This is a genomic window from Ekhidna sp. (genome assembly GCF_965247405.1).
Taxonomy (GTDB): domain Bacteria; phylum Bacteroidota; class Bacteroidia; order Cytophagales; family Cyclobacteriaceae; genus Ekhidna.
In genome coordinates this window covers 1,778,845-1,790,851 of the sequence record NZ_OZ252014.1, presented here as the reverse complement: position 1 = coordinate 1,790,851, position 12,007 = coordinate 1,778,845, and the positions used below count along the sequence as shown (strand labels likewise).

Annotated in this window: 10 protein-coding genes; 5 read left to right on the top strand and 5 right to left on the bottom strand. The window is 41.1% G+C overall.

Annotation, left to right across the window (positions count from 1 at the left end; all coding sequences use genetic code 11):
- Nucleotides 1-2 precede the first annotated feature (2 nt).
- Nucleotides 3-1,265, bottom strand: a complete 1,263-nt coding sequence (locus tag ACP14Y_RS08090; protein ID WP_424962453.1) for an adenylate/guanylate cyclase domain-containing protein — start codon at nt 1,263-1,265, stop codon at nt 3-5.
- A 100-nt stretch (nt 1,266-1,365) separates the two neighbouring features.
- Here ACP14Y_RS08090 and ACP14Y_RS08085 point away from each other — a divergent pair, with 100 nt between their 5' ends.
- The 5 genes from ACP14Y_RS08085 (at nt 1,366) to purE (ending at nt 7,029) form a co-directional block, all read left to right on the top strand.
- A complete protein-coding gene (locus tag ACP14Y_RS08085) occupies nt 1,366-2,196 on the top strand; it encodes a GNAT family N-acetyltransferase (protein WP_424962452.1) in 831 nt (276 codons plus the stop codon).
- Nucleotides 2,197-2,199: 3 nt separating this feature from the next.
- Nucleotides 2,200-4,584, top strand: coding sequence for a bifunctional UDP-N-acetylmuramoyl-tripeptide:D-alanyl-D-alanine ligase/alanine racemase (locus ACP14Y_RS08080; RefSeq protein ID WP_424962451.1), 2,385 nt, complete (start codon nt 2,200-2,202; stop codon nt 4,582-4,584).
- 9 nt (nt 4,585-4,593) lie between these two features.
- On the top strand, nt 4,594-5,217 hold the full coding sequence (locus tag ACP14Y_RS08075) for a DUF2306 domain-containing protein (protein ID WP_424962450.1): 624 nt from the start codon (nt 4,594-4,596) through the stop codon (nt 5,215-5,217).
- Between the two features lie 178 nt (nt 5,218-5,395).
- A complete protein-coding gene (locus tag ACP14Y_RS08070) occupies nt 5,396-6,538 on the top strand; it encodes a 5-(carboxyamino)imidazole ribonucleotide synthase (protein WP_424962449.1) in 1,143 nt (380 codons plus the stop codon).
- Nucleotides 6,538-7,029, top strand: a complete 492-nt coding sequence (purE, locus tag ACP14Y_RS08065) for a 5-(carboxyamino)imidazole ribonucleotide mutase (protein ID WP_424962448.1) — start codon at nt 6,538-6,540, stop codon at nt 7,027-7,029. Before ACP14Y_RS08070 ends, purE begins: the two co-directional genes overlap by 1 nt.
- 1 nt (nt 7,030) lies before the next feature.
- On the opposite strand, the gene ACP14Y_RS08060 is transcribed toward purE, so the two are convergent.
- From ACP14Y_RS08060 to ACP14Y_RS08045, 4 genes are all read right to left on the bottom strand, one after another.
- Nucleotides 7,031-8,017: a TerC family protein gene (locus tag ACP14Y_RS08060; protein WP_424962447.1), complete on the bottom strand. Its 987-nt coding sequence runs from the start codon at nt 8,015-8,017 to the stop codon at nt 7,031-7,033.
- Between the two features lie 106 nt (nt 8,018-8,123).
- Nucleotides 8,124-9,632, bottom strand: a complete 1,509-nt coding sequence (locus tag ACP14Y_RS08055; RefSeq protein WP_424962446.1) for a sodium:proton antiporter — start codon at nt 9,630-9,632, stop codon at nt 8,124-8,126.
- A gap of 65 nt (nt 9,633-9,697) precedes the next feature.
- The gene (locus ACP14Y_RS08050; protein ID WP_424962445.1) at nt 9,698-10,930 is read right to left on the bottom strand and encodes a Glu/Leu/Phe/Val dehydrogenase dimerization domain-containing protein; all 1,233 of its coding nucleotides are present in this window, start codon (nt 10,928-10,930) and stop codon (nt 9,698-9,700) included.
- 35 nt (nt 10,931-10,965) lie between these two features.
- A complete protein-coding gene (locus ACP14Y_RS08045) occupies nt 10,966-12,006 on the bottom strand; it encodes an anhydro-N-acetylmuramic acid kinase (protein ID WP_424962444.1) in 1,041 nt (346 codons plus the stop codon).
- Nucleotide 12,007 lies beyond the last annotated feature (1 nt).

Genomic DNA, 12,007 nt, shown 5'->3' with positions numbered 1-12,007 from the left:
TATCAGGCCAGTTTGATTATTTCCATTTCCTGATCAATCCCTTTGAGTTTTACCTGCCCGATTGAAGTTCCATTGGTGGCCAGGTGTTTCACCTCATTATAGAAATGGGAGGAGACTAACCAAGAGCAATTATAATCCTTAGTGAGCTGTTCCAGCCTTGCAGCAGTGATTACTGGAATTCCAGAGATTGAAAATTGCTGACGGGTGCTATTTCCAATGTTCCCGGCAATGATTTCACCATTGTGGATGCCTATTCCTACCTTGATCTCTTCGTTCCATTCAGACTTATTCATTCGACTTACTGTGGATAGGATATCTCTTGCTGCCATAAAGGCATTCTCTGGTATATCGCCATCCTCAGTTGCAAAAGAAGCCATTAGCCCATCACCCATTAACTGATTGATCATGCCATTATTTTCATGAATGCAATCCATAATGGGACCAAAAAAGCGATTCTGAAATTTATTCACCTCTTCAGGGGAAAGCAGCTGTACTCGTTTTGTAAAATCTCGAATATCCAGAAACAATACGGAAGCTTTGATCTTGAAGCTGGCTCCATCTGTCTGTGTGAGAGCTTGCACTACCTCTTTGGAAACCTGCTTGCTGAAAAGAGACTCAATCTCATCGCGTTCTTCCTGTGTTTTGATTGAAATCGTCAGCCTTTTATTCAGTTCCTTAGCGACCAGCCCGGCACAAATGCCCGCAATAAAAAACATGACTGCTTTGGTGTAGTAGACAATTGAAGGGAGCATAAAAGTGGTATCATATGTTTCAAATGTCCAATAGATGATTATTACATAAATGGAGCTGATCAGAGCACCATTCAGAAAACTTATCCAAAAATTGAGGTAAAGGGCTGAAACTATGATGATAGGAACAAAAATGAATATCAATGGAGAGTCAAGAAAAATACTGTTTCCTTCCCATCTAATGATGTAATACAACCAAATGAAAGGCACCACAGAATCAGAGATTACTGAATAGTATTTATACCAAATTGGAAGAGGCTTTTCACAATCCGCAATTTTCCCAACCATCCACCGGGAGACCAAAAGGATAACCACAAAAGCAGCAGCCGTAATAATCCCCAACTTCATACTTCTGCTGTCAATAAAAGTATCTGAAATGGTAGTAGGAAAGAAAATCATGTTGGTCAGCAGCAGGACCAACCCAATGAGAAGGATGCCAATAAAAATCTCAAGTCTTCGCTTTTCAGTTTTTACAACCTCTAAATCAATGCATTTTTCTAATTCGTCTAGTTGCATGAGGGGTTTTCCTTTTGGTCAGATAAGCGTAATTTTATTAATGCTCAAGTAATAAGAGCAAATAAAGGCCTGTAAGTTCCTTAAAGTGTTAAGTAATTAGATGAATATACGATTATTAAATGATGAGGATTTAATCCCACTATACCGGACGTTCACCTCAGCATTCGCACGAAATGAGGTGCGATTCGAGCCGTCCATAGAGGAGTTTAATTATCGAATTCATAAAAAACTATTACTTGACCGGGCAATTTCCGCAGCAGCTTTGGATGGAGATGAGATGGTAGGCTTTATTCTTCACAGCTCCAATTTGTATCAGGGAATACCCACAGCATACAATGGAGGCACAGGAGTGCTTCCGGGTTTCAGAAATCAAAATGTTGCTGCTCAGATTTACGACTATCTGATTCCACTTGTTCAGCAAAAATCCCTTGTGCGTATTCTTTTGGAGGTTGTGGAAACCAACATTTATGCAATCGCTCTATATGAGAAAATCGGCTTTACATTTAAGCGCAGGTTTAAGTGTTACAAAAAAGTAAAAGATCTTGACTCAACATTAGAGGTAGATGTAGAGGAAGGAGATATGAAAGATGTGGATTTTTCCTTTATCGATTTTCATCCATGTTTTTTGGATAGCGAAGAGCATTTGAAACGAGGCAATGAAAAAGTATTGATTACCAGAGATGGGCAAGGGGAGCTTACCGGATACTTGATCATGCAACCACACCTGGGTCGGATCTCTCAAATAGCTGTGGATCGGTTGCACAGGCACAGTCGTATTGGCTTGTCGTTGATCAGAAAAGCACAGGCACTTACAGATAAGCCTTTAACCATTATGAATATTCCTGATGACGAGATCGGGTTCGATGTTTTTTTGATGAGTTGCGGATTTGAAAATCAAGTCAATCAGTTTGAAATGGAATTGATAATTTAGGTGATGCTTTTCTCACAGCTGCAAAAAATCACCAATGCTCAAGGCCAAATAGCAGAAGATCTGGAGGTCATTCATTTCTCAACCGATACACGAACCATCGCGGGAAACAGCAATGAAATTTTTGTGGCCATACAGGGAAAAAGAGACGGGCATGAGTTTATTCCGGCAGCCATTTCAAAAGGAGTTCGAAATTTCATTGTAGAAAAAGCGATAGATCAACCAGACCTCAATGTCCTGCAAGTGAATGATTCTATTGAAGCGCTTCAGATGATAGGGTCACATCATCGAGCAGGGTTTGACATTCCTGTAATTGGGATTACAGGGAGCAATGGAAAAACAACAGTTAAGGAGTGGCTTTCCACCATTCTTTCGGAAAAGTATTTTGTGGTCAAAAGCCCTAAAAGTTTTAACTCTCAGATTGGGGTTCCGCTTTCATTGTTAGAAATTAGAAAAGGTCATGAAATTGGTGTTTTTGAAGCAGGAATTTCCAAAGGAGGTGAGATGGAGAAGCTTGGAAAAATTATTAATCCCACTATTGGCATTTTCACCAATCTGGGAGAAGCACATGATGATGGTTTTGAGTCCAAGGAACAAAAACTACTTGAAAAACTAAAGCTTTTCGATGGATCACGAAAAGTCATTTGCTGCAAGGATTCAACATACTTTAGCTTGATTGAGGAGAATTTAGGAAAAAAAGTGAAGGCCTGGAGTGTTAACGAGGGGGCAAATAATCACGTGAAGTGGGAGAATGGAAAAATTGTGATAGATGGTGCAATTTATACCACTGATTTTGAGACTAAAACACAGTTGGAAAACCTTACACACGCAATAATAGCAGCCAGTGAGTTAGGATTAGATCGAGATCAAATTCAAAGGGGCATTGATTTAATTGAAGGGGTTCCGATGCGTCTTGAATTGAAAAAGGGTATCAATGGGTGCTACATTTTGGATGATTCATACAACAACGACGAGGCGGGACTTAAAGTGGCATTGGATTACCTGGAATCCCATAAGCAAAACCCGAAAAGAACATTGATTTTATCTGATATTCTGCACTCGGGGAAAGAGGATAAAGACCTCTATTCGGATATAGCAAGTCTCATGCAGTCGCGGAATGTCTCACGCTTAATAGGTGTGGGAGAAAAGATTAAAGCTTCATCAAAACTATTTCCTCAGGAGTCATTATTTTTCGAGAACACGGAAGAGCTACTTGAAAACATGCCTCTTTTCCATGAAGAAATGATCGTGGTGAAGGGTGCTAGAAATTTTGAATTAGAGCGTGTGGTGAAGCGACTTCAGGAGAAAAGTCATGGAACGGTACTGGAGGTGAATTTTGAAGCACTTCTCCACAATCTGAACCAGTATCGGACGCTTTTAAAACCGTCTACCAAGCTAATGGTGATGGTAAAAGCCAATGCCTATGGAAGTGGATTGCTGGAGGTGGCAAACTTTCTGCAACATCAACGGGTAGACATGCTGGGTGTGGCTTATGTAGATGAGGCCATCCAACTGAGGAAGAACGGAATCAATATTCCAATCATGATCATGAATCCTCATATCGAGAGCTTCGAGCAGTTTGAACGATATGACCTTCAAGCAGAAATCTTCAGCAATTCACATTTAAAGCGATTGCTTAAAGACACCAGAGAACATCCGAAAATCCACATCAAAATTGATACAGGAATGCATCGATTAGGGTTCTCACCTGATCAAGTAGATGGATTGATTAGCCTTCTAAAAGCCAATCCACAAGTAAAAGTTGAAGGAGTTTTTACACACTTTTCCAGCTCAGATATGGTTGATGAAGATGCATTTACAATTAATCAGGCCCGACTTTTTGGTAATGCATATGCACGAATCGAAGAAACCATTGGTTATTCTCCAATCAGGCATGCGTGCAATTCGCCAGCGATAGTTAGGTGGCCACAGTATCATTATGACATGGTCAGGCTGGGTATCGGATTGCATGGGTTTGATCCGACTGGCAAACTTGACTTACGGAACAGCAGTCAACTAAAAACGGTCATCTCTCAGATACAAAACCTAAATGCAGGTGACACGGTAGGATACTCACGCATGGGCAAAATAAAAAGAGATAGCAAAATTGCTATCCTCCCGATCGGGTATGAAGATGGCTACTCTCGATCATTTGGAAACGGAAATGCTTTCGTTGAAATAGGTGGTAAGTTGTGTCCTACCGTTGGTAATATTTGTATGGATATGACAATGGTGGATGTGACGGATGTGAATGCAAAAGAAGGTGACGAGGCATTGATATTTGGAAAGAATCCAACCATCAAGGAATTAGCAAAATGGGCGCATACCATCCCCTATGAAATTCTTACGAATGTAAGTAACAGGGTAAAAAGAGTTTTTATTTCTGAGTAAATTCATGACGTGAAAACACTTCCAATTATAAAATTCAGAAACGGTTTTTACGGCTTTTTATGCGTTGGAGTAGCTCTTTATGCACTATCGCATTTGTTCAGAGAAGATTTCTATTCCTTCAAAACCAATGGCATAGCAGAGGTGTTAACATGGCGCGTGGCTTTTCATATGCACTTTCTGGGTGGAGCTATTGCGTTAGGGATTGGATGGCTACAGTTTCTAAAAAATTTCAGATCAAAGCACTTGAGTCTTCATAAGAAGATTGGATATATATACGTAATAGCTATTGTTTTATGTAGTTCACCGGCTGCTTTTTATATGGCATTATATGCCAATGGTGGTTTTAATAATGTGATGGGATTTGGAATGATGGCTATTTGCTGGTTTGGGTTTACGGTCATGGCTTTTGTGAGTGTAAGAAAAGGGAATATAACAGCACACGAGCGATGGATGATAAGAAGCTTTGCTGTTACGTTAGGTGCTGTGACCCTTAGGCTTTTCATGCCATTGATGATAATAATGGGAATTTCAGAGCTTGAAGCGTATCAAACCATCGCATGGTTCTGTTGGGTTCCAAATCTCTTTGTTGCAGAGTGGATAATCCAGCGAAAATACTTATCCCCCGCATCCTAGAAATTTTTGAAGTCAACATCTTTAGGAAATCCTGTCTCTTCACTATTCTCTTTCTCCATTTCACTGGTTTCCTTTTTTTCTTTCTTCTTTACCTTCTTTTTGTGCTTTTCCATCCTATTAAAGATACTTGATCTCATTTTAACAACACAGAAAGTTGTTGTCAGGTTATCTTTGCCGCATGCCAAAAGAAGACATCACCGACGTTAAAATAGGGGTACTGGGAGGAGGCCAGTTGGGCCGCATGATGATCCAGAGTGCCATTGATTATAACCTCGACATTTCCATTTTAGACCCGGATGAAAATGCCCCTTGCGCACACTTGGTGCAGCATTTTTCTGTTGGGAAGCTCACAGATGAAGAGCTTGTCTATCAGTGGGGTCAGCAGTTTGACCTGATAACAATTGAGATAGAAAACGTGAGTGTAGCTGCTTTGAAACGACTGCAGAGTGAAGGAAAAAAGGTATACCCACAACCTGAAATCATTGAGTTGATCCAGGATAAGCGAAAACAAAAGACTTTTTATAAGGCCAACCGTATTCCTACTTCCGACTTTGTGCTAACGGAAAATGCGAAAGATGTAGCTAGTAATAAGGAGATGCTTCCGGCGGTAAATAAGCTGGGTACGGAGGGATACGATGGCAGAGGAGTTCAAATGATACGGACAGAATCGGATTTAGAAAAGGCATTTGACAAACCAGGGCTTCTGGAAAAGCTTGTTGATTTTGAAAAAGAGCTAAGCGTAGTTGTGGCGAGGAATGAAAAGGGTGAAATGAATTGTTTCCCGGTGGTAGAGCTTTCGTATCACCCGGAACACAACCTGGTTGAATTTTTATTTGCGCCAGCCCAGATCACAGATGAAACTGAAACGAAGGCGTATGCGCTGGCCAAAGATGTAATCGAAAAGCTGGACATGGTTGGGCTATTAGCTGTTGAAATGTTTCTAACCAAGGAAGGTAATATTTTAGTGAACGAGGTAGCTCCACGAACACACAACTCAGGTCACCACACGATCGAGGCAAATCTCACCTCTCAATTTGAGCAGCATCTGAGAGCTATTCTTAATCTACCTCTTGGTTCTACGGAGCTGGTTACACCTGCCGCAATGGTGAATTTACTAGGAGAAGATGGGTTTGCCGGAAATGCACGTTATGAAGGAATGGAAACCTGTATGGCAATGAAGGGAGTTTATGTGCATCTTTATGGAAAGAAATTAACTAAGCCTTTTCGAAAAATGGGACATGTGACCATCACCGATGATTCCATTGAAAGCTTGAAAGTGAAGGCACGAAAAGTAAAAGAAACACTAAAAGTAAAAGCGTAATGGCATCACCAAAAGTCGGGATTATTATGGGTAGCAAATCAGACCTGCCTGTCATGCAACAAGCTGCTGATATACTTGTAGAACTTGGTGTGGAGTTCGAGCTGACAATCGTATCTGCTCACCGGACTCCACATCGCATGATTGAGTATGCGGAGAGAGCCAGGGACAAAGGACTACAGGTGATCATTGCTGGAGCTGGTGGTGCCGCACATTTGCCCGGCATGGTGGCATCACTTACCACACTTCCTGTGATAGGAGTGCCGGTTAAGTCAAGCAACTCCATTGACGGGTGGGATTCGATACTCTCAATTCTGCAAATGCCTGGAGGAATACCTGTGGCGACTGTTGCATTAGACGGAGCAAAAAATGCAGGGATTCTGGCAGCTGAAATAGTAGGTGCTACGGATAATGCAATTGCAGAGAATCTTCAGAAATACAAGGACAGCCTCCATGACAAAGTCATGGATAGTGTGAAAGATCTGGAGAAGTAGGTTATTCGTCTGCAGGGAGTTTTTCCTGAATGATTTCTTCTGGCTCTTCCTCTTTCGGGAATATGAGAGAAAACACGATAGCCAGCACCAACGCTCCTATGATGATGCTGAAAGAGAGATAGATCGGCACATGGATATCAAATATTTCCGCAAGCATTTTTGCACCTATAAATATCAATACCACTGACAGTCCTTTTTGGAGCAGATAGAATTTGTCCAGCACATTGGCCAGTAGGAAAAACATTGCCCTGAGACCCATCACTGCAAAAATATTAGAAGTATAAATCACGAATTCATTTTGGGTAATAGCGAATGCTGCCGGAATAGAATCAACTGCGAAAATAAGGTCCGTGGATTCGATAAGAATGATCACCAGGAAGAGCGGAGTAAACAAAAGCTTCCCTTTTTCTCTAATCCAAAACTTTCCTCCCTTATCTGATGTACTCATCGGGAGTATTTTCTTAGCAGCTTTGAGAAGTGGATTCTTCTCGGGTTCAAGCTCCATGTCATCTTCTTCGCTAAAGAGCTTAATTCCTGAATAAACAAGGAATACGCCGAAGACATAAAGGATCCAATGGAACTCCGCGATTAGGAGAGCGCCAACGAAGATGAAAACCGCACGGAAAACAATGGCTCCAAGGATACCCCAGAAAAGAATGTTGTGATAATATTCCTCCTTTACATTGAAGTATCGCAGGATCAATAGAATCACAAAAATATTGTCAACCGATAGCGCCTTTTCGGTTACATATGCAGAGAAAAACTCCAATGTAGCTGCAGGGCCCTCTCCATAGAAATAAATTAGAATACCGTAACCTACTGAGACTAAAACCCAAAAGATTGATTGTTGTAATGCCTCTTTTTGAGAAACTTTTTGATGCTTTTTATGAAAAACACCCAAATCAACAATCAGGAACAGGACGATGATTACACCGAATACTCCAAAGAGGAGTCCTTCATTTTGTCCCGTAAATAAGTTTAGCAGCATTTTTTTCGGCGATTATTATTAATGAGGGCGCAATCCAAATTAAGTAATTAAGCACAAATAAAGAAAAATTTATTCGATATGGACTTAATTACTTTCGGGGAAAATGTTAATGCCCCATAAAGAAGATGAGCCAAATAATAATAAGCATTGGCAGAAGGATTGGTATCGAATATTTGATAATGTAGGAAAAGAAGGATGGCATTTTGATACCCACTTGCTCAGCGATAGATTTTACCATGAAGTTAGGACCGTTTCCAATGTAGGTAAACGCGCCAAAGAATACCGCTCCTAATGAGATAGCCATGAGAGAAAGAAGTGACTCTCGATACTCATTGTTAGCAAAGGCGATGACTTCCTGAATTTTATTCACGTCAGCACCTACACTTGCCATAGAGGCTGTCAGAAAATTCACGTATGTAGGAGCGTTATCCAGGAACCCACTTAAAACGCCCGTTCCCCAATACAATGTACTAGGACGGATGAGTTTCTCCCCCTCCGGAGATTGCGCAAACTCACTAACAAGCTCTAATGCAGGCATCATGGTAAAGAAGATTCCGATGAACAAAAATGCCACTTCTCTGATTGGCTCGAAGCTAAATTCATTACCCTGAATGGCCTGGAGATCAGAAAACTGGTAAGAACCCAATGCTGCAAGCAGCATGATGATTTCTCGGATGTATGAGAATTTTTGACCTTCATACTCGATTCCCGGCACCCATTCAAATACATTAGGATCTAAAAAAACCGCTCCAACCACGACCGCAAGCCAAATGAAGTTTCTTCTTCCTTTGAGAGAAACTTCACCTGTTGGAGTTTTTATTTCATCTTCTTCCCCTCTCATTTTGGCATAATCAGCCTTATTTCTAATATCAAAGAAATAGAAAAAGACAAGTAGAATGATACATGCAATCACCCAGGGCACGAAATTGTGAACAAGTGTCCATTCAAATGGGATACCCTTTAAAAACCCCAGGAATAATGGTGGATCGCCAATAGGCGTGAGAGAACCACCCACATTACTAACTATGAAAATAAAGAATACAATGTGGTAGGGCTTTATTCGGTTGCTATTCAGACGAATGAATGGCCGAATCAATAGCATGGAAGCTCCGGTTGTCCCAATAATATTGGCAATGACAGCTCCAATAGTTAAGATGATAACATTTGTTCGTGGCTTGGCCTTTTTGTCAACCACAATCAATATTCCACCGGAGGCAACAAAAAGACCAGTCAGGAGTGCAATAAACTGGATGTATTCTGCAGTTGAATGAACCGGACTATGGAAATTACCCAGAAAGAACAGATAGTACGTGCAGACCAGAAAAGCCAGGATCACCGAGATAACCGGATAACTTTTATGCCAGAAATGCGGATAAAAAAGCGGCCCGGTTGCGATCATGAGCAGTAAAAGCACAAAAGGGATCACACTCCAGCCTGCAGGCTTTTTTGAGTGATGTCCTTCTCCATCCTCTGCGCCATGCTCATCTTGACCTTCCGAACCATGATCAAGTGTTTGATGCGATTCTTGTTGCTCCTGAACTTGCACTGAATCGCTGGCTTGCGCCACCTGGATTGCACACACGAATAAAATGGCAACAAGAATTCTACCGATCATACTTAGGCGTTACTGATTAATAATAAAGTTATCATTAGCGCAGACAAAAACAAACCTACTGAAAATCAAACAAGCTTATTTAACGAAATAGTAAAAGCGGTTTCAGCAAGGTTTACTCGGGTGTTATTCTCTTTATGTACCGCCTGAAGTGCATCTCCAATTGTTTTAGAACAATCAGTAAAAATGTCTGCATCAGTCAATACACTATCATTTTTTGGATCCATAAGGAACGCGAAAGTTCTTGCCATTCCACAATTTGCAATAAAATCAGGCAGCAAAGAAACTTTCTTATCTACATATTCGGCAATAGGACCATAAAAAATCTCAGTATCTGAGAAAGGTACATTTGCTCCGCATGAAACCACTTCCAGATCATTGTCAATCATGGTTTCAGCCTGTTCTTTTGAAACAAGACGTGAGGCAGCTGCAGGAATAAATATCTCTGCTCCAACCGACCAGATTTCTTTATTGATTTGATCGAATGGGATCATATCATCAGCGACCAACTTGTTTCCTTCCTTATCATGGAAAAGTTTTTTGATGTCATCCAAGTCGTATCCATCTGTATTTATTAGTCCTCCTTCACGATCGATGATTCCTACAATCTTAACACCATATTTAGCGAGATATAGTGCAGCGGTTGAGCCGACGTTTCCCCAACCCTGAATGATTGCTCGTTTTTGACTGATATCGCCACCCCAAATTTGATAGTAATGACGAACGGCTTCAGCCACTCCGTATCCAGTGATCATATCTGCAACCACATATTTTTTTGGAGAGTCAGGAATGTACTCCTGATCTTCTAAAACCTTGGATACTCCTTGTCTCAACCTACCCAGCATATGGATTTTAGTAGGTTTACGAGGGTTGTAGTGACCGTTTACGATTCCTTCCTGAGGGTGCCAAAGACCAAAGTCTTCAGTAATAGGAATTACTTCATGAATCTCATCAACATTCAAATCTCCGCCGGTACCGTAATAGTTTTTCAAAAGAGGATAGACCGCATGGTACCACCTTTTAAGTACTCCTTCTTTTCTAGGGTCGTTGGGATCAAAGTTGATTCCAGATTTTGCACCTCCAATTTGAGGTCCTGAAACAGTGAATTTGATCTCCATTGTTTTGGCAAGGGACTCTACTTCTCTTTTGTCCAGACCTTTTCTCATACGTGTGCCACCACCCGCAGCTCCACCTCTTAGCGAGTTAATTACTACCCACCCCTCAGCTTCTGTTTCCGGGTCTGACCATTCAAAAACAATTTCCGGGGTTTTATCTTCAAATTTCTTTAGGAGTTCTTTCATCGTGTTGCTGTATTTTGAGGGCGCAAATCTAATCATTAAGGAAGATGAATCACACCTGAGGAGGTGTCTTTGCTCGCGCCCGTCACTGTCGCAAGCACATTGATTTCATTCCTTACCCGTTTTAAGGCAAGGAAAGCAAAAATTAGTGATTCCTTAAAGTTGATAACTTTTGGTTCCGGCACTTTTATCTCCCATCCATTCAATTCATTTTTTATTGTCTTAATAAGAAAACTGTTCAAAGCTCCTCCACCTGTAATCAGCATTCTACCTGGTGGTTCTTTAGAGACGGAGTTAGCAACGTGTTCAGAAACGATTTTGCAGTATGTGTAGAGCCCATCTTTCGGATCAGTTGTACCTAGTATATCGGTGCTTATAAAGTTATTTGGTAATGATTTAGGAGGCGGTTGCTTGAAGTAATCGATTTGAGAAATGCTGGAATAAAAATTTCTGTCAAGGGCTCCCTGAGATGCAAATTCTCCATTATGGTCATAAGGGTGACCAAACCTTTTAGCAAAAAAGTTAAGCACCTGGTTGCAAGGGCAAATGTCCCATGCCGTCTGGTTATTACGTACTGAAATGTTTGCTATCCCTCCCAGGTTAAGACAGGCATCATATTCCCTAAACAATGTGAAATCACCAAAAGGAACCAAGGGAGCCCCTTGCCCACCATGCAGAATATCTTCTATTCTGAATTCAGTGACTGTTGGTAAATTGATGGTTTTGGCAATAACGTCTCCCCGCCCCAGTTGCCAGCTTATTTTATTCACTGGCTGATGAATGACCGTATGACCATGTACACCAACTAAATCGATGCTTTCAAAATCGGAAGAAAATTCGTTGATCCTTTCACCAATCCATGCTCCAAACTGGACATCCAGCGTCTCTTTTTCGGATTGGCTTAATGTTTCAGCTTTTTTAAGAGCATCATAGATTCCCTTGTCGTAGGGGATAGTTTCACACTTTCCTAATTGATAATTCCATTCAGCATTTTCTTTTTTGAAAATCACATGTGACAGATCCAGGCCATCCATGGACGAGCCAGCCATTCCTCCGATGATTGAATAAGTTGTTTTCACT

Excerpts from the sequence above, each read along its gene's own strand:
- ACP14Y_RS08090 (WP_424962453.1), bottom strand. The coding sequence starts at position 1,265 with ATGCAACTAGACGAATTAGAAAAATGCATTGATTTAGAGGTTGTAAAA.
- ACP14Y_RS08085 (WP_424962452.1), top strand. The coding sequence starts at position 1,366 with ATGAATATACGATTATTAAATGATGAGGATTTAATCCCACTATACCGG.
- ACP14Y_RS08080 (WP_424962451.1), top strand. The coding sequence starts at position 2,200 with ATGCTTTTCTCACAGCTGCAAAAAATCACCAATGCTCAAGGCCAAATA.
- ACP14Y_RS08070 (WP_424962449.1), top strand. The coding sequence starts at position 5,396 with ATGCCAAAAGAAGACATCACCGACGTTAAAATAGGGGTACTGGGAGGA.
- purE (WP_424962448.1), top strand. The coding sequence starts at position 6,538 with ATGGCATCACCAAAAGTCGGGATTATTATGGGTAGCAAATCAGACCTG.
- ACP14Y_RS08060 (WP_424962447.1), bottom strand. The coding sequence starts at position 8,017 with ATGCTGCTAAACTTATTTACGGGACAAAATGAAGGACTCCTCTTTGGA.
- ACP14Y_RS08055 (WP_424962446.1), bottom strand. The coding sequence starts at position 9,632 with ATGATCGGTAGAATTCTTGTTGCCATTTTATTCGTGTGTGCAATCCAG.
- ACP14Y_RS08050 (WP_424962445.1), bottom strand. The coding sequence starts at position 10,930 with ATGAAAGAACTCCTAAAGAAATTTGAAGATAAAACCCCGGAAATTGTT.